Origin of the sequence: Halosubterraneus shenae (assembly GCF_050510935.1) — an archaeon.
Taxonomy (GTDB): Archaea; Halobacteriota; Halobacteria; order Halobacteriales; family Haloferacaceae; genus JBDGPU01.
On record NZ_JBNLVO010000004.1, the window covers coordinates 364051 to 383841 of the forward strand.

14 protein-coding genes are annotated in these 19791 nt (G+C 67.7%); 7 read left to right on the plus strand and 7 right to left on the minus strand.

Annotated features, from left to right (window positions below; genetic code table 11):
* Positions 1-39: 39 nt before the first annotated feature.
* Genes ACQE3M_RS10900 through ACQE3M_RS10910 form a run of 3 tightly spaced genes read left to right on the plus strand, consistent with a single transcriptional unit; the run spans position 40 to position 5003 of the window.
* Positions 40-1686 carry an ABC transporter permease gene (locus ACQE3M_RS10900; protein ID WP_430505633.1) on the plus strand — a complete coding sequence of 549 codons (1647 nt, stop codon included), beginning with the start codon at positions 40-42 and terminating at the stop codon, positions 1684-1686.
* On the plus strand, positions 1679-2839 hold the full coding sequence (locus ACQE3M_RS10905; RefSeq protein WP_430505634.1) for an ABC transporter ATP-binding protein: 1161 nt from the start codon (positions 1679-1681) through the stop codon (positions 2837-2839). The genes ACQE3M_RS10900 and ACQE3M_RS10905 overlap by 8 nt, the downstream gene beginning before the upstream one ends.
* Before the next feature lie 4 nt (positions 2840-2843).
* Positions 2844-5003, plus strand: coding sequence for an ArnT family glycosyltransferase (locus ACQE3M_RS10910; RefSeq protein ID WP_430505635.1), 2160 nt, complete (start codon positions 2844-2846; stop codon positions 5001-5003).
* A gap of 52 nt (positions 5004-5055) precedes the next feature.
* On the opposite strand, the gene ACQE3M_RS10915 is transcribed toward ACQE3M_RS10910, so the two are convergent.
* The 3 genes from ACQE3M_RS10915 to ACQE3M_RS10925 form a co-directional block, all read right to left on the minus strand.
* Positions 5056-5754, minus strand: a complete 699-nt coding sequence (locus ACQE3M_RS10915; RefSeq protein ID WP_430505636.1) for a dolichyl-phosphate hexose transferase — start codon at positions 5752-5754, stop codon at positions 5056-5058.
* A 127-nt stretch (positions 5755-5881) separates the two neighbouring features.
* Positions 5882-8437 (minus strand): sensor histidine kinase, encoded by a 2556-nt coding sequence (locus ACQE3M_RS10920; RefSeq protein ID WP_430505637.1) that lies wholly within the window; start codon positions 8435-8437, stop codon positions 5882-5884.
* A 182-nt stretch (positions 8438-8619) separates the two neighbouring features.
* A complete protein-coding gene (locus ACQE3M_RS10925; protein WP_430505638.1) occupies positions 8620-9972 on the minus strand; it encodes an erythromycin esterase family protein in 1353 nt (450 codons plus the stop codon).
* Between the two features lie 132 nt (positions 9973-10104).
* Between ACQE3M_RS10925 and ACQE3M_RS10930 the strand changes: the two genes are divergently transcribed.
* The 3 genes from ACQE3M_RS10930 to ACQE3M_RS10940 all read left to right on the plus strand — a co-directional run bounded on the left by ACQE3M_RS10930 (position 10105) and on the right by ACQE3M_RS10940 (position 14718).
* Positions 10105-10731 (plus strand): phosphoribosyltransferase, encoded by a 627-nt coding sequence (locus ACQE3M_RS10930; RefSeq protein ID WP_430505639.1) that lies wholly within the window; start codon positions 10105-10107, stop codon positions 10729-10731.
* 354 nt (positions 10732-11085) lie between these two features.
* A complete protein-coding gene (rdfA, locus tag ACQE3M_RS10935) occupies positions 11086-11697 on the plus strand; it encodes a rod-determining factor RdfA (protein ID WP_430505640.1) in 612 nt (203 codons plus the stop codon).
* A gap of 1074 nt (positions 11698-12771) precedes the next feature.
* The gene (locus tag ACQE3M_RS10940; RefSeq protein ID WP_430505641.1) at positions 12772-14718 is read left to right on the plus strand and encodes an archaea-specific SMC-related protein; all 1947 of its coding nucleotides are present in this window, start codon (positions 12772-12774) and stop codon (positions 14716-14718) included.
* Here ACQE3M_RS10940 and ACQE3M_RS10945 read toward each other — a convergent pair.
* The 4 genes from ACQE3M_RS10945 to ACQE3M_RS10960 form a co-directional block, all read right to left on the minus strand.
* Positions 14691-14846, minus strand: a complete 156-nt coding sequence (locus ACQE3M_RS10945) for a hypothetical protein (RefSeq protein ID WP_430505642.1) — start codon at positions 14844-14846, stop codon at positions 14691-14693. The two genes, ACQE3M_RS10940 and ACQE3M_RS10945, sit on opposite strands and share 28 nt — an antisense overlap.
* A gap of 393 nt (positions 14847-15239) precedes the next feature.
* Positions 15240-16109 (minus strand): succinate--CoA ligase subunit alpha, encoded by an 870-nt coding sequence (sucD, locus tag ACQE3M_RS10950; RefSeq protein WP_430505643.1) that lies wholly within the window; start codon positions 16107-16109, stop codon positions 15240-15242.
* Positions 16106-17251, minus strand: a complete 1146-nt coding sequence (sucC, locus tag ACQE3M_RS10955; protein ID WP_430505644.1) for an ADP-forming succinate--CoA ligase subunit beta — start codon at positions 17249-17251, stop codon at positions 16106-16108. The genes sucD and sucC overlap by 4 nt, the downstream gene beginning before the upstream one ends.
* Positions 17252-17422: 171 nt before the next feature.
* Positions 17423-18598, minus strand: coding sequence for an inorganic phosphate transporter (locus tag ACQE3M_RS10960; protein WP_430505645.1), 1176 nt, complete (start codon positions 18596-18598; stop codon positions 17423-17425).
* A gap of 303 nt (positions 18599-18901) precedes the next feature.
* Between ACQE3M_RS10960 and ACQE3M_RS10965 the strand changes: the two genes are divergently transcribed.
* Positions 18902-19768 carry a hypothetical protein gene (locus ACQE3M_RS10965; protein WP_430505646.1) on the plus strand — a complete coding sequence of 289 codons (867 nt, stop codon included), beginning with the start codon at positions 18902-18904 and terminating at the stop codon, positions 19766-19768.
* Positions 19769-19791 lie beyond the last annotated feature (23 nt).

Genomic DNA, 19791 nt, shown 5'->3' on the forward strand with positions numbered 1-19791 from the left:
CACGCCACACCGACCGTACGCCCAGGGAGGTGGCCGCTGATGGCCGCCCGAGAGCGCCTCGCCAAGCTTCGGTCGACCGCCGCGGACGACGAGACGCCGACGCCCGTCGTCCTCCTGGCGGCCGCCGTTGCCGCCGCGGTGCTCTCGCCCGTGGCCTGGCTCGTCTGGCGGGCGTCGAAGATCGGCGTCGACGAGGCTATCGGGCTCCTCACGTCGCCGACGGCGACGGAGGTCCTGCTCAACAGCCTGATCCTCACGGCCACGGTGACGGGCGCGTCCATCGTGCTCGGCGTTCCGCTGGCCATCCTGACCGTCCAGACCGACCTTCCCTTCCGTCGATTCTGGACCGTCCTCATCGCGCTCCCGCTGGTCATCCCGAGCTACATCGGGGCGTTCGCGTACGTTTCCGCGTTCGGGCCGAACGGCGCGCTCTCGAACCTGCTGGCGCCGCTGGGGGTCACCGTCCCAACCGTCTACGGCCTCGGCGGCACCACGCTCGTGCTGACGCTGTTCGTCTACCCGTACGTCTTCCTCACGACGCGCGCGTCGCTGCTTTCCTTCGACGAGACGCAGCTGGAGGCCGCCCGCACGCTGAACCACGGTTTCGCGTCGGCGTTCCGCCGGGTCATCTTCCCGCAGATCCTGCCGGGCGTCACCGCGGGGTCGCTGCTCGTCGCGCTGTACGCGCTCTCGGACTTCGGGACGCCGGCGATCATGCGATACGACGTGTTCACCCGCGTCATCTTCGTCGAACTCAACAGCCTCGGCCAGGGCCGGGCGAACGCGACGCTGCTCTCGCTGCAGCTGCTGGCCGTCACCGCGGTCATCCTGGCGCTGGAGTCGCGGGTCGGCGGCGCGGACTCGTCGGGCTACGGCGCGCCCGCCTCCTCGACGGCGATGGTGTCGCTCGGCCCGTATCGATGGCTCGCCGCCCTCGTGCCGGCCGTCGTCTCGCTGTTCACGCTCGCGCTCCCGGTCGGCATCCTCACGATGTGGCTCGTGCGCTCGGGCCCGGCTGCCGCCGGCGGCGGGACCGGGCTGGCGTTCCGGCTCGAGTTCGCCTGGAACTCCGTGTACGTCTCCGCGCTCGCCGCGGCCGTGACCGTCGTGCTGGCGCTGCCGGTCGCCTACTACGCGGGCCGGTCGGACGGGCCCCTGGCCCAGCTCGTCGAGCGCGCGACGTACGTCGGCTACGCGATGCCGGGCGTCGTTCTCGGCCTCGCCTTAGTCTTCTTCGCCAGCCAGTGGCTGCTGGAGACGCTGGGCGCGAGCGCGGTGCAGGTGGTCTACCAGTCGCTGCCGCTGCTCGTCTTCGCGTACGTCGTCCGGTTCCTGCCGCAGGCGGTCGGCTCCACCCGGTCGTCGGTGCTCGGCGTCGACCGGGAACTCATCGGCGCCGCGCGGGTGCTGGGGGCGAGCCCCGGGCGCGCGTTCCGGAAGGTGACGCTGCCGCTCATCGCTCCGGGCCTGCTCGCCGGCATCGCCCTCGTCTTCCTCACGACGATGAAGGAGCTGCCGGCAACGATCATCCTCCATCCGACAGGGTTTACAACGTTAGTGACCTACATCTGGCGAGTTCAGGAGGCCGGCTACTACGGGCGCGGTGCGCTGCCCGCCCTCGTGCTCGTGACGCTGTCCGGCCTCTCGATGATACCGCTGCTCCGACAGGAGGGGGACGATGGCTAATCGCTTGGAACAGGACCGCGACCCGACCGCCGAGACCGCGACGCCGCCAGCGCAGCCGAACGCCGTGTACGGCAGCGACGAGGCGTCGCTGGGCGATCCCGTGCTGGAACTCGAGGGCGTCGTCAAACAGTTCGGCCCCGAGACGGCCGTCTCCGGCGTCGACCTCACCGTCCACGAGGGGGAGCTGCTGACGCTGCTGGGCCCCTCCGGCTGTGGAAAGACGACGACGCTGCGGACCCTCGCGGGCCTCGAGGCACCGACTGCGGGCGAGATCCGCGTCGCCGACGAGGCCGTCGCCGGCGACGACGTCTTCGTCGACCCCGAGAACCGCGACGTCGGGATGGTGTTCCAGGAGTTCGCGCTGTTCCCGCACCTCACCGTCGCCGAGAACGTCGCGTTCGGGCTCACCGACGCCGACGAGACGGCGACCGAGGAGCGCGTCGCGGAGCTGCTCGAGCTCGTCGGGCTGGCCGAGTACGGCGACCGCTCGCCGACCGACCTCTCGGGCGGCCAGCGCCAGCGCGTCGCCCTCGCGCGATCGCTCGCCCCCGAACCCGACGTGCTGCTGCTGGACGAGCCGTTCTCCAACCTCGACGTCCGCCTGCGTGTCGAGATGCGCGAGGAGGTCCGCCGCATCCTGAAGGAGGCGGGCGTCACCGCCATCTCCGTCACGCACGACCAGGAGGAAGCCCTCTCGATTTCGGACCGCGTCGCCGTGATGAACGACGGGCAGATCGAGCAGGTCGCCGCCCCCGGCGAGCTGTTCGAGCATCCCGAGTCCCGGTTCGTCGCCTCCTTCATCGGCCAGGCCGCGTTCCTGCCCGCCCGCATCGAGCGCGACGGCATCCAGACGGCTATCGGCTCGTTCGACCGCTCCTTGCTGAAGGGGATGACCGACGAGTACGTCGATACCGACGTCGACGTGCTGGTCCGGCCGGACGACCTCCGCGCGAACCCCACCACGGAGGCGAGCGCCGACGGCGAGGTCGTCCAGCGGCAGTACACCGGCCCCTCCTTCGTCTACCACGTCGAGCTGGGCGACGGGAGCATCGTGCGCTGTCTCCACAACCACGCCGAGAACTTCGACGTCGGCGACTCCGTCGACGTCGAGCTCGTGGCTGACCACACCCTGATGTGGTATCCGGTGCGATAACTCGATGTCGCAGCACACGGACACAGTTTCGGACACCCTCATCGGCTACTTCGACCGCCCGCGCGTCGCGACGCTCGCGCTCGCCACCCTCGCGGCCGTCGTCGCGGTCCTCGTCGCGACGCGCGTCTTCCCGCACCACTCGCTGAACCACGACGAGGGAGTCTACCTCCAGCAGGCGGCGATGCTGCTGGCGGGGGAGCTATTCTTGAACCCCCCCGTCGACGGCCCGTTCCGGCCGTGGTTCTTCGTCGAGAGCGAGCGTGGGCTCTACTCCAAGTACGCCCCGCTGCCGGCGGCGACGTTCGCGCTCGGCAAGCTCCTGGGCGGGTACGTCGTCGCGCTCGCGGGCGTCGCCGCGTCGCTCGTCGCGCTGACGGTCGGACTCGGCCGCGAGTTGTTCGACGCCCGGACCGGTCTGCTCGCCGGCGCCTTCCTGCTCGCCTCGCCGCTGTTCCTCGTCCAGGCCGGCGTCTACCTCCCGTACGCGGTCACGACGGCGCTGAACCTGACGTTCGCGCTGGCGTACCTCCGCGCGGAGCGGCTGGGGAGCACGCGCATGGCCGCTGTCGCCGGCGCCGCCGTCGCGCTCGCGTTCTTCGCGCGCCCCTACACCGCGCTGCTGTTCGCGATCCCCTTCATCCTCCACGCCGTCTGGACGCTCGTCGCCGCGCGCGCCTGGCGGGTGCTTACTGCCCGCTGGTCCGCTGCTGCTTCCACCGGTGCCGACGCCGCCACCCGAAACCTCGTCGCTCGGCGCGTCCTGACGGCCGGGCTCGGCACCCTCGGCGTGCTCGTCACGCTGGGATACAACGCCGTCGTCACCGGCGACCCCTTGCTGTTCCCCTATCAGGCGTTCGCACCCGAGGACGGCATCGGCTTCGGCCATCGGCAGATCCTCGCGCACGAAGCGACCTACACCCTGGACCTGGCCCTGCGCTCGAACCGCCAGGTCGTCCGGCGGCTGTTCACGGACTGGGTGGTCGCCGGCACGCTGGGCACCGCGCTCGCGGCCGTCGGCGTTGGCGCACTGATCCGCGACCGGCTCTCGCTGGCGACGCGGTTTGGCGGGACCCCGGGCGCTCCGCGAAGCACGCTCAGCCACCGGACGCTGCTCGCCGGGCTGTTCCTCACCGTCCCGCTCGGCAACGTCGCCTTCTGGGGGAACTTCAACGTGCTCGGCAACCTCGAAGTCGAGACCGACGGACTGATCCACTACCTCGGGCCGTACTACCACTACGACCTGCTGGTGCCGACGGCGCTGTTCGCGGCCGCCGGCGCGGTGCTACTCGCGGGCCGGATCCACACCGCATCTCACCGCGCCTTTAAACCCGACCGCGCGCGTCGCGTCGCGCTCGCGGTGGTCCTCGTCGGCGGGCTGGTCGTCGGGGGCGCGGCGGCGACGACGGCCGCGGACCCGCTGGAGCGCAACGCGGGCGTGAGCGACGAACTCGAGAAGGGCTACGCGCCGTTCGTCGCCGAGGAGCCGCCTTCGGATGCCGTCGTCTTCCTCCCGCCGGTGTACGGCCGCTGGCTCAACCACCCGTTCCAGGAGCTGCGGAACGACCCCGATTTCGACGGCGAGCGCGTGTACGCGCTCGGAGACACGGCCGACCTCGACGTCGCCGCCGCGTACCCCGACCGCGACCTCTACCGGTACGTCCACACCGGGACCTGGGTCCCGGTCGACGACAGCAGCGTCGAGGCCGAACTCCGGCCGGTCGACCGTGCCGCGGGCGCGTCGGTGTCGCTGGACGCGACGCTGGGGATTCCGGACCACGCGCGCTCGGCGTCGCTGCGGATCACGACCGACGCGGGGAGCTCCACGGTCGGCCTCTCCGAGCTACCGTCGAACCTGGCCCTGACGGCGACGGCCGACGGCGACGCGGTCACCGTCGCCGGCGACGGGCTCGACGAGCCGGAGTCGGTCGCGCTCGAGGCCCGCGACGAGGTGGTCATCGAGATGTTCGTCCAGACCGGCACCAGCTCGGGATTCACCTACCGGCTCGCCTTCCCCGTCGCCAGCGAGGGTGGGGAAGTCCGTGCGCTCTCGCCGACGGAAGAGTGGTGCCGCGTGCCGACCGAGTGCGAGCCGATCGGGCTGGCCGGGACCGACGACGGCGTCTCCATCGAAACGGAGCTGGCGGCGGCCAACGAGTCTACTTAAAAGGAAGCTCGGTGCAGCGGGAACGCCGCCCGGGATCGGTCGGCGCCGGCTTTCAGTTCCGTCGTTCGCGCTCCTCGAGGCAGACCTTCACGATGGACTTCGCGATGGCGACGCCGCCCGAGAACGGGTCCAGCGTCGTCTCGCCGAGGCGCTCGTCGTACTCGATGGGCTCCTCGCGGACGTCGTAGTCGCGCATCACCGGGCGCAGGAGCAGCTCCGCCGAGAGGCCGGTGTTCTCCGTCCACTCGATGTCCTCGATGAGGTCGGCGCGGTACGCGCGCATGCCCGTGGTCACGTCGTGGACGCGCTCGCCCATCAGCCCGCTCGCGAGCGCGGCGAAGCCGTGGTTCCCGTAGCGGTTCAGCGTCGGCATCGTCTCGGCGCCGTGGTAGAGGCGGTCGCCGCTAACCACGTCGTACCCCTCGTTGACGTACTCGAGGAACTCGGGAATGCGCTCCATCGGATACGTACCGTCGCAGTCGGTCGTAATCCGGACCGGGCGCGTTGCGGACTCGAGCGCCTCGCGGACGGCCTCGCCGTAGCCGCGCGGCGGCTGCTCGATGACGGTCGCGCCGTGCTCGCGGGCGACGTCGGCGGTGCCGTCCGACGAGCTGTCGACCACGACGACCTCGGCCTCGCCGTTCGTGGCGTCCTCGATGTCCGAGAGGACCGGCCCGATGGCCTCAGCCTCGTTGTACGACCCCATCACGACGCTCACGTCGTCGAACCCATACTTCGTGGACTCGGTCATACCCCGACGTTGCTGTTGTGCCCTTTTTAGGCTTGCCAAAAACGCTCGAAATGGTACCGTTCACCTACACGAAGCCGGCTATTCGACCCCGAGCTTCGACGCGGAGCGGGAAGCGGGCGACCGATCATCACTCGAAGACGAACCTCGTCCCACCGCCGTCGGAGGTTTCGACCGTGAGGTTCCAGCCGTGGGCCTCGGCGATCTCGCGGACGATCGCGAGCCCGAACCCGGTGCCGTCGTCGTCGGTACTGACGCCGTAGGAGAGCGCTTCCTCGGGGTCGATCTCCATCCCCTCCCCGTCGTCGGCAACGTAGAACCCCCCGTTGACGGCGCCGACGGTGATCGTCACGTCGTCGCCCCCGTGTTCTACCGCATTCCTGAACAGGTTCTCCAGGAGCGTCCAGAGGCGCTCGGGGTCGGCCTCGACCGTCGGCGCCCCGTCGACCTCGAGGGTCGCGTCCTCCGTCTCGACGGTTCGCCAGCCACGTTCGGCGACCGACTCGAGGGACACCGGCTCCATCTCGTCGACGGTCCGGCCTTCGCGCGCGAGCGAGAGCACGTCCTCGACCAGCTGTTCCATCCGGTCGTGGGCCTCCGCGACGCGGTCGAAGTGGGACACGGCCTCCGGGTTCTCACAGGCCTGCCTGGCGAAATCGAGGTGGCCGGCGGCGACGGAGAGCGGGTTCCGCAGGTCGTGGGAGACGACGCTGGCGAACTTGTCCAGCCGTTCGACCTCGCGCTCCAGGCGCTCGTCCCGCTCCCGGAGCTGGCGGCTCCGCTCCGCTCGGTCGAGGGCGACCTCCACGTTCGAGGCGAGCACGCGGGCGAGTTCGACGTCCGAATCGTCGAAGTAGTTCGGTTCCGTCGCGCCGATGGACATGGTGCCGTGGTCCCCAACCGGCATGATCAGCAAGCTGCCGAGCCCCGGGAACTCCAGCGTCGTGTCGGCCGCGGCGAGGTCAGGAATGACGACGGGCTCCCCCGTCTCGAATGCCGTCCAGATCGGGTCGTCGCCCGGTCCGTGCGCGGGCCGATCGTCGAGGTGGTCCGTCGCCTCCTCCGCCAGATACGTCGGTTTCAGCAGGTTCTCTTCCGCATCGTACAGCCGAACGCCGCTGGTCGGGAACCCCAGCGTGTCGATGGCGGTCCGCGCGGAGATCTCGGCGACTTCGTCGGGGTCCGTCGCCCGGAGCATCTCCCGGGTCGCCTCGTGAAGATTGCGGAGCGTCCGCTCGATCCGCTTCTGTTCGCCGATGTCGGCGTAGACGGCATAGAGGAGCTGTGCGTCTTCCCCCTCCACCGGAATGATGGTCAAGCGGAACTCGCCCACGCCGTCGTTCGTCCGTCGCCGAACCTCGGTCCGGATCGACTCGTCCTGATCGGCGGCCTTCTCGACGTTGACACCCTTGCCGTCGTCCGGTATCCGCTCCTTCTGGAACTCGTCGGGGTCGTGCTCCTCGGCGCTGAGGCCGAAGGTTTCCTCGTAGGCCTCGTTGGCGGCGTCGAGTTCGACGGCGGTGTAGTCCTGGTCCTCGATCTTGAGCGAGTCGGTGGCCGCGCGGTTCTCGTCCCGCTCCTCGATCCGGACGCGCGCGGCCGGCTGCGGGATGTTCTCGAAGAGCGCCGCGAGCCGGTCCCGCTCCGTCCGGAGCCGCTGCTCGTTCTCGATGCGCGCGATCGCTTCCCGGGCGTGGGAGGCGACCAGTTCCGCGAACTCGACGTCGGTGTCGCCGAAGTCATGGGGCTGGCTCGACGTCGCCTGGAACACGCCGTACGGCCCGATGGGGACGCTGATCGCCGAGCGAATGCTGCTGGAAACCGGGTCGGCGTCGGCGGCCTCCCGCGTCTCGTCGACCACGATCGTCCGCTGCTGTTTGAGGGTCTGGCCGGCGACCCCTTCGCCGATCTCGAAGGGCCTGACCTCGGACGGGGCCACGTTACTTGAGCGAGCGACCGGGATCAGTTTGTCGCCGTCGCGCCTGTCGGCGGTACAGCGGTCGAACTCGAGGACGCGCTCCGCGGCGTCGACCGTCCGGTCGAACACCTCGTCGATCTCGTCGCAATCGCTCATCTCGACCGCGAAGTCGTGGATCGCGGTCACCTTCTCGTTCGTGATCCGGAGCTGGCGGTCCGCGGGAAGGTCCGAGGACTGCTGCTCGGTACGGTACCGCGATACCGCGTTCTCGACCCGGTTCACGAGCAGATCGAGGTGCGCCCCCTCCCCGCTCGGCACGGAGTCGGTGGCGCCGGCCTCGACGAGCTCCATCGCGATAGCGGCGTCGTCCGGCTCCGTACGGACCAGTATCGGGAGCGCCGGATCGATCGCACGGATGGCCTCCAGCCGCGTCCGGGCCTCCAGCGACGAGGGCGAGGCGTCGCCGTCGTCGCCATCGTCGCCTTCCTCGCCGTCGACGTTGCTTGCGACGTCGTCAGCGCCCTCCGTGTCGCCGGCGGGGGGACCCCCATCGCGAGACACGGGGTTCAGGTCGCTGGCGAGGGTTTTCGGGTCGCCGACGATGCAGTTCACGTCGGCCGTGCGGACGTGATCCAGCACCGGGGAGAAGTCGCTCTCGACAGTAACCGCACCCGAATCGAACGCCGCCTTGAGCCGGGCCCGAACCTCGTCGGTAGCGGACGGTTCGCCCGCGACGACGACCAGGGGGGTCTCGTCGTGGTCGCCCATGGTTACCGTCCAGCGAAATGGCGAACGCGTTCACCACGGGGAGACGAGTGTCCCCAGTTCGCTGGTTCCTCCACTCTCTCGGTCATGGTACCAACCTAATTGGAGACCCATATATGTGTTTTCATGCCAACATCACCAACGATAGCGCCGGTGCTGCCGGGCAGCCTCGACCGCCTCGCCAGCTACAGTCCGGTCGGGTAGAGATCGGGGACGGCGGTTCGGTCGGGGTGGAGATCGAGGGGGTGGAGCGCCTGCGTCTCGTCGACGTGCAGGTACACGTCGTAGCGCTCGCGGAGATCGGTCGGGACGTAGTTCCCGGATTCGAGCGCGGGGCGATAGACGACGCCGATCGCCCGGTGGCCGCGCGGTTCGGCGAGGCCGCCCCCGTCGGCGACGTCGTCGGTGTACAGCAGCCGGTTCTCCCCGCCGGCGCGGTGGAACACGTCCTCGTAGCTGCCTGCCTTCGCCTCCGGAACGCGCAGCTCCTTCATCTCCGCGCCCCACTCGTCGCCGGCGATGACGGAGCCGCGGTGGGTGCCGAAGCCGACGAGATCGACGTCGGCGGCGGGGTTGCGCTCGCGGACGAGCTGGCCGATGTTCAGTCGGTCGCGCTCGGCCATGTCCGTCGCGCGCGCGTCGCCGACGTGCGTGTTGTGCGCCCAGACGATCGCCTTCGCGTCGCCGCCGTGGTGCTCGACGAGGCGGTCGAGCGTGTCCGCCATGTGGGTGTCGCGGACGTTCCAGGAGTCCTGATGCCCCGAGGCGAGCGAGCGATAGTACTCCTCGGCGTTCCGCGCCACGAGCGCGTTCTGCTCCGCGGCGAAGTAGTCGTCCCGGGCCTCGGTTTCGTACGTCGGCGCCGACTCACGGAGTGCGGTGAGCACGTCGACGACCTCGCTCTCGCAGGACTTCGGGACCATCCGCGTCGAGCGGCCGTACTCGCGGGCGTCCTCGCCGTACGGCTCGAAGCAGCGATAGGCTTCCCGCGCCATGTCGGCGGCGTCCGGATCGATCTCCTCGAGGTAGTCGACGACGGCGTGCATCGACTCGAAGAGGCCGTAGACGTCGAGCCCGTAGAAGCCGACCTCGTGTCCGCCGACCTCGGCCCCCTCCGGCTCCCGATTGTACGACGCGAGCCACTCGAGGAACCCGTCGATCTCCCAGTTGGCCCACATCCACGTCGGCCAGCGGTCGAACGACTCGAGCACCTCGCGGGCGCTGTCGGCCGCGCCGGGGAGCCCCTTGAGATAGCGGTTGACCGCGTAACAGCTCGTCCAGTCACCCTCGACGGCGACGAAGTCGAAGTCGTACTCGGCGATGAGCCGGGCGGTCAGCTCGGCGCGCCAGCGGTAGAACTCCGAGGTGCCGTGGCTGGCCTCACCGAAGAGGACGAACGTCGAGTCGCCGAGATACCGCACGAGGTCGTCGAGTTCGCCCGGCCCCGACACGACGCGGCTGGATGCTTCGACGTCGTCGATCGCCGCCTCGACGCTCGACGGCTCGGACCACGAGCGACGGTCCTGCAGCGGTGGCATACTCGACGCTCCGCCGCGGGTCGGCAAAGGCGTACTGGCCGGGGAAGGCGAACCGAGCAGCGAGAGGCGTCCAGAACCCCGGCGAGTAGCTTTAACAGCGAGCCAGTTCCACTTTCGACCCAGTGATCACTCGTGTTCCAGGACCGAACTGACGCCGGGCAGCAGCTGGCCGACGTGCTCCGCGAGCGCGACCTCGACGCCGACCTCGTGTTGGGGATCCCACGGGGAGCGCTCCCCGTCGCGCGCCCCGTCGCCGACGCGCTGGACGTTCCGCTGGACATCGTCGTCGCGAAGAAGATGAGCGCCCCGGAGAACCCCGAGTTCGCCATCGGGGCTGCCGCCAGCGACGGCAGCGTGTACCTCGACGACGAGACGATAGAGCGGCTCGGCGTCGACAGCGAGTACATCGAGCGGGAACGCGAGCGGGCTGCGGAAACCGCCCGGGAGAAGGTCGAGACGTACCGACAAGGGGACCCACCGGACGTGGCCGGAAAGACGATCGTCGTCGTCGACGACGGCGTCGCGACCGGGGCGACCATGACCGCGTGCCTCCGCCAGCTCCGGGCGCAGGACGCCAGGCGGCTCGTCGTCGGCGTTCCCGTCGGATCCCCCCGGTCGCTCGCGGCACTCGAAGCGGAGGCGGACGAGGTGGTCGCCCTCGACGAGCCGGAAGGGTTCCGCGCGGTCGGCCAGTTCTACCGGGAGTTCGGGCAGGTCTCCGACGAGGAGGCCATCGCCTACCTCCGTGGCGAGGAGTAGTTGCTCACTGGCTGGCCTCCGCGGAGGACCAGTTACCTTTCAGATTGCAATACTGAGATTCAATTGTAATTTTATTTATAAGAGTTCGTAATAGCAAAGAATAGATGATAGAGTCGGTCCATAATGATCCACGGAGACTAGCTTATAGAATCGTATTTGCCGGTGATTTACTGTACTCGACCAATTAAAACCCACTACTATTCATTAGGTGACAATGATATGCCTATGATATTAACAGTAAATGGGTGAGAATAGTCGGTATACAGACAGTTAGAAATCGGCAGAGTCCGTCGGAACCGTGACCGCTATCCGTTACACCGATATCTTTGTAACGAACCAGTCCCGTGATCCACTATGAGTGGGGACGGGTCTCGACCGAACAGCAAAGTCGCTCGCGTCATCGAGGAGTACGAACTCGAGGGATGCGGCGCGGAGCTGGAGGCCGCCTGGACCGGCGAGGCCGGGGACCGGACGAGCCTCCGGGACCTCGCGGACGAGTTCAATCGACGGGTTCTCGACGCCGCGATCCGGCAGAGTGGCGGTGCGCCGGTGTCGACGGACGTCGAGAGCACCTACCGGACGCTCGCGAGCGACGACGTGCCCCAGGCGGACCGGATGCGGAAGCGCCGTGACCTGGAACGCGAGGGCGTCGACGTCGACGCCGTCCTCGACGACTTCGTGACGCACCAGGCGATTCACACGTACCTCACCGACTACCGGGAGGCGTCGCTTCCGGAGCGGTCCGCCGACGTGCTCGACCGGAAGGCCGAGACCCTCGAGCGCCTCCAGGGGCGGACGACCGCCGTCGCCGAGTCGACCCTGGAAACGCTGACCGAAGCCGACGAGGTCACCGACCGGGAGTACGAGCTGTTCGTCGACGTCCGCGTCGTCTGCGGGGACTGCGGGACGGACTACTCGATCGGCGACCTCCTGCGGCAGGGCGGGTGTGACTGCGACGCTGCGTGAACGTGTGGTTCCGAACTCGGAACGGTGGTTCGATCGTTCTGGGCATTTTGAATGACTAATTCTCGTCGCTAGCGACGCCGCTTCCGACGGCCTACGAGTTCCAGACACTGCGACGGTTGATCGGCTATCGTCGCGAGCGACACCACTCGGCACACCCAGAAAACCCCAGCCGGTGAGCGGTCGCGCTTATAAATAAGGCTGGCCGTCATCGCTGGCGACACCACTCGGTACACGTAGAAAGCCCCAGCCGCTGACCGGTCGCGCTGCTCGCTGCGCTCCTCACCCGGCTCGCTCACTACGTTCGCTCGCCGGGTTGCGGTGCTTACGTCGCAGGGCGTCCCGCTCAGCGCCTGCCCCTTTCAGTCCCGCCCGGGAGTGGTGGTCGGGGCGTCGTTCGCGGCGGTTGCTCGCGGTCGGGGCGCAGTTGCGGTCGGCGCGCGCGAGTAACGCGTGCGAGGGAGGCCGGCGCCGAGGCGGTGCGGTCCCGGCGCCGGCCGAGGCTGGGGAGGGCCGAGGCTCGCGGTAGCTGTGCGGTCGCGTTGCCGTCGCTGTCGCGGTTGCGGTCCTGGTGGACTGAAAGGGCGACGGCCGGTCGCGGTGTAACGGAGTCGCTGAGACAGGCACTATCTGGACCGGGCGGTGCGGAGAGGTCCAGATATCCTGCTCAGCGACCGCGAGCGGCCGAGGGCTTTCTGGACGTTTGCGGTGCTGTTAAGCTCAGCAGCGTCTGCACCTGAACTTCCGGTTTATAAGCAAGAGCGGCCGAGGGCTTTCTGGACGTTTGCGGTGCTGTCAACAGCAAGCCCGTGTCACCTGTGCAAACCTGCTTATAAAGAGCGGCCGAGGACCTTCGAGGAGCCCGCGATGCAGTAAAGAACGAGACCGAATCACCTTTTAAATCGACACGAAGTGCCGTCGAAAGGGGCCGCTTTATCCATCAATCGACCAAAAATAGGCGAATAGCCACCCGGAATCGCCGTGTTCGAACCATAGAGAACGACGGGTTTTCCGCGAGCGAATTCATTCACCCGGATCGACGTAACTTATATACGCATACTGCCACAGGTAAGCACGATGGCGCAAAAGCAGTCCGCCGAGGCCGAGGTGCGGATTTCCGCACGTAACATCGGCGGCATCGACGAAACGGACGTGACGCTTCCCCCCGGCGTGACGGTACTCAGCGGGCGCAACGCGACCAACCGAACGTCGTTCCTGCAAGCGATCATGGCCGGGCTCGGCAGCGAGCGCTCCACCCTGAAAGGCGACGCCGACGAGGGGGAAGTCCAGCTGGAGATCGGCGGCGACGAGTATCACCGCACGCTCCAGCGTCGCGGCCCGAACGTCGTCTACGACGGCGACCCCTATCTCGACGACCCCGAACTCGCTGACCTCTTCGCGTTCTTACTCGAGAACAACGAGGCCCGGCAGGCCGTCGCTCGCGGCGACGACCTCCGGGAGATCATCATGCGGCCGATCGACACCGACCGCATCGACGCCGAGATCGACGAGCTCGAACGCGAGAAGCGCGAGCTCGACGACCGCATCCAGGAACTCGACCGCAGCGAGGACCAGCTGACCGACCTCGAAGCACGCCGCCACGAGGTCGAGGACGAGCTGGCGGACGCCCGCGAGGAACACGCCGAGGTCCAGGCCGCGATCGACGACCTCGACGTCGACCTCGAGGAGAGCCGGTCGCGGAAGGCCGAGATCGAGGACGCGTTCGAGGAGCTTCGCGAGGCGCGCGCGGAGCTGGACGACCTCGAGTTCGACCTCGACACCGAACGATCGACGCTCCAGGAACTCGAATCCGAGCGAGCCGAGCTCGAGGAGCGCCTCGAAGAGGTCGACGACGAGGAGGCCGACCCCGCGCGGCTCGGCGGCCGGATCGAGGAGCTTCGCCGGCGCAAGCGCTCGCTCGACGACACGCTGAGCGAGCTCCAGAGCGTGATCAGCTTCAACGAGGAGCTGCTCGAGGAGGATGGCCTCTCCGTCGACCCCGAGGCCGACGACGACTCCGCGGGCGCCGACGCGCTCACCGACGAGCTGCTCGACGGCGACCGCACCGTCTGCTGGACCTGTGGCTCCGAGGTCGACCGCGAGAGCATCGCCGACACGGTCGACCAGCTCCGGGACCTCCGGACGGAGAAACTGGGCGAGCGCAACGAGCTGCGCGACGAGATCGAGGAACTCACCGACCGGAAAGCCGGGCTCGAGGAGCGGCGTCGGGAGCGGGAGCAGGCCGAACGACGGCTGGACGAGGTCGACGACCAGATCGCGGCGACCGAGGAGCGGATCGCCACCCTCGAGTCCGACCGCGAAGACCAGATCGAGCTGGTCGAGTCGCTGGAAGCGGACGCCGAGCAGCTGGGCGGGGAGTACGACGAGGTCCTCGAGAAGCACCGCGAGGCGAACGAGCTCGAGTTGCGCATCGAATCCCTCGAGGACGACCTGGCCTCGGTCGAGGAGGAGATCGAGGCACAGGAGTCGGCCGCGGAGCAGCAGGAGTCCCTCCGCGAGGAGCGGGAGGAGCTCACGGACCGCTTGCAGGAGCTCCGGACGCGCGTGGACCGCATCGAGGCGGACGCCGTCGAATCGTTCAACGAGCACATCGAATCCGTCCTCGACATCCTCGAGTACGAGAACATCGACCGGATCTGGATCGAGCGCCGCGAGCGCGAAGTCCGCGAGGGACGCCGAACCGTCGAGCGGACCGAGTTCGACCTGCACGTCATCCGCTCCAGCGACGATGGCGCGACCTACCGCGACACGGTCGACCACCTCTCCGAGAGCGAGCGGGAGGTGACCGGCCTCGTCTTCGCGCTCGCCGGCTACCTCGTCCACGACGTCCACGAGGAGGTGCCGTTCATCATCCTCGACTCGCTGGAGGCGATCGACTCCGACCGCATCGCCCGCGTCGTCGACTACTTCGAGGAGTACGTCGGCTACCTCACCGTCGCGCTGCTCCCCGAGGACGCCGAGGCGCTGTCGGACTCCTACGAGTACGTCAACGACGTGAACTGACCGGGAGTGACCGGGGTTGCGACGGCGACTGCGATCACGGCGGCGACGTTGGTCGCGACGGCAACTGTCTCGGCGACGACGACCTCGGCGACGACGACTTCGGTGACGACGACCTCGGCGACGGTCACGGCGACGGCAACGCGATACCCGGGCGGACTCCGTAAGACACGTTGCTTTATATAAGTATATAAATATACGACGGGATCTGACGATACGCACGGACCGGTCCGCGAACCCTCCTCGGAAATTCGCTTGCACACCGTTTAAAACGGCTGGAGGGAACGGTTCCCTTCGAGCACCGGTGTCGACGGCCGGATGTCCCAGTAGGTTGGGCACAGTGAGCAGTACAGCGGCTGAACACGGAGGACACTGCTATCGTGCTCGGGCAATAGACAGTTTACTCGCGTACTTTAGGGAATCACATTCAAATCATCTGTTTGACACAACAGATCGGCGTCGGCGCCGCGAGTCGGTTGCGGTTCGGATAACAGCAAAAGAACGGAGACCGTCGGCGGTCGTCGCTACAGGAAGTCCTCGATGTGGTCGGCGACTTCGTTCGGCGTGTCGCCGACGGGGACGCCGGCGTCGTTGAGGGCGCTGATCTTCGACTCCGCCGTACCGGTGCCGGAGCCGGAGACGATGGCGCCCGCGTGGCCCATGCGCTTGCCCGGCGGGGCGGTGCGGCCGGCGATGAAGCCGGCGACGGGCGTGTCCATGTGCTCGCCGATGTAGGCGGCAGCCTGCTCCTCGTCCTCGCCACCGATCTCGCCGCACATCACGACGGCGTCGGTGTCGGGGTCGGCCTCGAACGCCTCGAGGGCGTCGACGAACGACGTCCCGATGATCGGGTCGCCGCCGATGCCGATGGCGGTCGTCTGGCCGATGCCCCGCTCGGTGAGGTTGTCGACGACCTGGTAGGTCAGGGTGCCGGAGCGGGAGACGAGCCCGACGTTCCCCTCGGCGAAGATGTTGCCGGGGAGGATGCCGAGCTTCGCCTCGCCGGGCGTGATGATGCCCGGACAGTTCGGGCCGATGAGGCGCGTGTCCGTCTCCGAGAGGCGCTTGTTCACCTTCGCCATGTCCTGGGTCGGGATGCCCTCGGTGATGGCGACGGCGAGGTCGAGGTCCGTGTCGAGCGCCTCGAAGATGGCGTCGCCCGCGAACGCCGGCGGGACGAAGATGACGGAGGCGTCGGCGTCCTCAGCTTCGACGGCCTGGTCGACGGTGTCGTAGACGGGCACGCCGGCGACTTCCTCGCCGCCCTTCCCCGGCACCGCGCCGGCGACGACGTTCGTGCCGTATTCGATCATCTGGCCGGTGTGGAACTTCCCTTCCCCACCGGTGATGCCCTGTACCACCACGCGCGTGTCGTCGTCGACGAAGATGCTCATTGGTCCACCTCCTCCGCGTTCTTGACAGCACGCTGGACGGCCGCGTCCAGCGTCTTCTCGACCTCAAGCAGGTCGGTGTTCAGGATCTCCATGCCCTCCTCGGCGTTGGTACCGGCGAGACGCACGACGACCGGCTTCGGGATCTCGTCGAAGCCGGACAGGGCCTCGTTGATCCCCTTCGCAACCTCGTCGCCGCGGGTGATCCCGCCGAAGATGTTGAAGACGACGGAGTCGACGTTGGGGTCCGAGAACACCATGTCGAGCGCGTTGGTGACGCGTTCCGCCTTCGCGCCGCCGCCGATGTCCAGGAAGTTGGCGGGCTTGCCGCCGTAGTGGTCCACGAGGTCGAGCGTCGCCATCACGAGGCCGGCGCCGTTGCCGATGATGCCGACGTTCCCCGACAGCCGGACGTAGTCGAAGCCGTACTCGCCGGCCTTGCGTTCGAGGTCGTCCTCGTAGGACTCCTCCTCCAGTTCCGCGAGCTCCGGCTGGCGGAACAGGGCGTCCTCGTCGATGTTCATCACGGCGTCGGCCGCGACCACGTCGCGGTCGCTCGTGATCATCACCGGGTTGACCTCGATCTCCGAGGCGTCGTTCTCCTCGTAGAGGTCGTACAGCGTCGAGAGGATCTTCGCCACGTCGCCAGCGACGTCGCGGTCGACGCCGGCGTTGTAAACGACCTTGCGGGCCTGGTACGGGTGCAGGCCGAACGCGGGGTCGACGTGCTCGCGCGCGATGGCCTCGGGAGTCTCCTCGGCGACTTCCTCGATGTCGACGCCGCCCTCGGTGGAGACCATCAGGACCGGCTGGCCCTCACCGCGGTCCATCGTGACGCCGACGTAGAGCTCGTCGACGAAGTCGACGCCAGCTTCGACGAGGACCTTGTCGACAGTGTATCCCTTGAGGTCCATGCCGAGGATCTCCTCGGCGTACTGCTCGGCTTCCGCGCGGTCGCCGGCGATCTTGATCCCGCCGGCCTTGCCGCGGCCACCAACGTGTACTTGCGCCTTGACGGCAGCCGGGAAGCCGATCTCGTCGACTGCGTCGACGACCTCGTCGACGCTTTCGGCGAGTCGGGACTCCGGAACCGGGATCCCGGCATCGGCGAAAATATCCTTCGCCTGGTATTCGTGAAGCTTCATTTGCGTCTATATCGCTATTCGAAGGGCGCTTAAATCCAGTCTTTCGGATTGGTGACTCTCCACACCCCCGCGTGGTCACGAGCCCGGGGCTCGGAAGCTCTCTCGCCAGCAGTCGGTCGGCGATCACGACCAAAACGGGTCGCAACAAGAGGGACGCGACCGGCAGTCGGCCTACCAGACGAACGCGAAGAGCAGTCGGAACGCCGCGTACGCGCCGACCGTCGAGAGGATGGGCACGACGTTCTGCATCAGAATGACGCGCCCGGTCGTCGAGGGGTCGAAGAGGTCGCCCGCGGACGGGATGTCCTCCGGTTCCTCCTCGCCGATCTCCGGCACGTCCTCGCCCGGTTCCTCCGCGGTCAGCGCGCCGACGGAGACGTTCGGCTGCTCCTCGCCGCGGAGGCTCTGGGAGACCGTCACCGAGCGCGTCGCGCGCCCCCAGCCGAGGCCGACGATCGACATCGTCGCGATGATGACGAACGACGCGGGGATCCCGATCGAGGAGAGCCCCGTGACGATGACGGAGGAGACGACGGCGACGACGATGGCCGCCGTCAGCGGCAGGTCCGTGATGTCGTTCCCGAGCGTGTCGAGCGTCCGGCGGGCAATCGTGAACGCACCGACGGCGACGGCACCGCCGCCCAGCAGGATCAGCGGGTTCATCGAGACGCCCGCACCGACCAGCGGCGCGATGGCGTTGGCGATGTTCGAGGTGCCCGAGGAGAACGCCATCAGGCAACCGATGCCGACGACGACGACCGCGCCGCCGACCTCGCGACGGGTCGTGTTCGGGCCCAGCGTGGGGCGCGGCACGGCGCCGGAGCGATCGAACGTTATCAGCTCCCCGTCGGAGCTCTCGACCGCGACCCAGCGGTTGATCGTCGGGTAGAGGTACCGCCCGATCATCCCGGAGACCCAGAAACCGATGATCGGCGCGACGATCCACCAGACGGCGATCTCGCCCATGACGGCCCAGTCGAGGGAGTTCGACGCGACGCCGAGCCCCGCGATGGCGCCGACGGCGGTCATCGACGTCGACGCCGGCACGCCGAAGAAGTTGCCGACGAACAGCGCGATACCGATGAAGAACAGCACCACGATGCTGGTCTCGAGCGTGAAGATACCGGGCGTCGTCATGAGGTCCTTCCCGAGCGTCGACACGACGCGCCGGCCGAGCGTCCACGCGCCGACGAAGAAGAAGATCGACATCAGCGCCGCGGCACTCACCTTCGACAGCACGCCGGATCCGACTGCCGGGCCGAACGCGGGCCCCGTCGTCGAGCCACCGATGTTGTACCCGACGAACAGCGCGACGAGAAGCCCCATACCGAGTAAAAGTTCGACCATATGTGATATACGAGCGTGGTGGGGTTAAATAATCCGTAATGAGATGCGCGCGAGCGGGGAAGTTTATAAGGCCGCGCCCACCGCCTGCCGACCACGCCCGTGCAGCGACGACGAGGTCGGTCCTCGACGATGAGCGCCGAGCAGCCGGCGACGCCCCGAAATGTCGTCCAACGAGCTCGCGAACGTCCAGGTCCCGGAACGACGACCGAGACGGCGAGCAGCTTGGACGTTCGGATGAATGGGTATTACCCCATCGAACGCGTACCTGTTGCATAGACTCGTATTTATGATATACACACCCACATGGACGAGCGTGATGAATCGATGAACCCGAGCCGCGTCGATTTCCTCGTCGACATGGCGTACGGACTCATGATCTTCCTGGCGGTCGTGCTCATCGTCCTCGTCGGTACCACCGTCGGCGTCGCCTTCGGGCTAGGCGTGCTCATCTCGTACCTCATCCACGTCGGCTGGAAGATGGGTCGCTTCGACCCCGAGTGGATGACCGAGGAAGTGACCGAGAACGTCGAGGAGACGCTGACGAAGGAGGTCGACGAGGTCATCGACCGTCTGGAGGACGTCAACGAGCGCGTCGACCGTCGACCGCGGAAGGACGAGGTCGAGGAAACCGTCGAAGGCGTGACGAAAGACGTCGAGGAGACCGTCGAGGAAACCGTGGAGGAGACGGTCTCGGAGACGGTGGAGGATACGGTCGAGGAGACCGTTTCGGAGACGGTGGAGGATACGGTCGAGGAGACCGTTTCGGAGACGGTGGAGGATACGGTCGAGGAGACCGTTTCGGAGACGGTGGAGGATACGGTCGAGGAGACCGTTTCGGAGACGGTGGAGGATACGGTCGAGGAGACCGTTTCGGAGACGGTGGAGGATACGGTCGAGGAGACCGTTTCGGAGACGGTGGAAGATACCGTCGAGGAGACCGTCTCGGAAACAGTCGAGGACACCGTCGAGGAGACGATGGAGGAGACTGTCGAGGGGACGGTCGAGGAAACCGTCGAAGAGACCGTCGAGGAGAAGGTCGACGAGCTCTCGGAGAAAGGTGACGAGGAGAGTGACGAAGAGGGTGACGAGCAGGCCGACGACGAAAGCGACGACGAGAGCGACGAGTCCGAGACGGACGCGGCGGACAAGCAGAACTGGCAGGGCGAGTAGCCGGCCGCTCACCTCGGACGCGC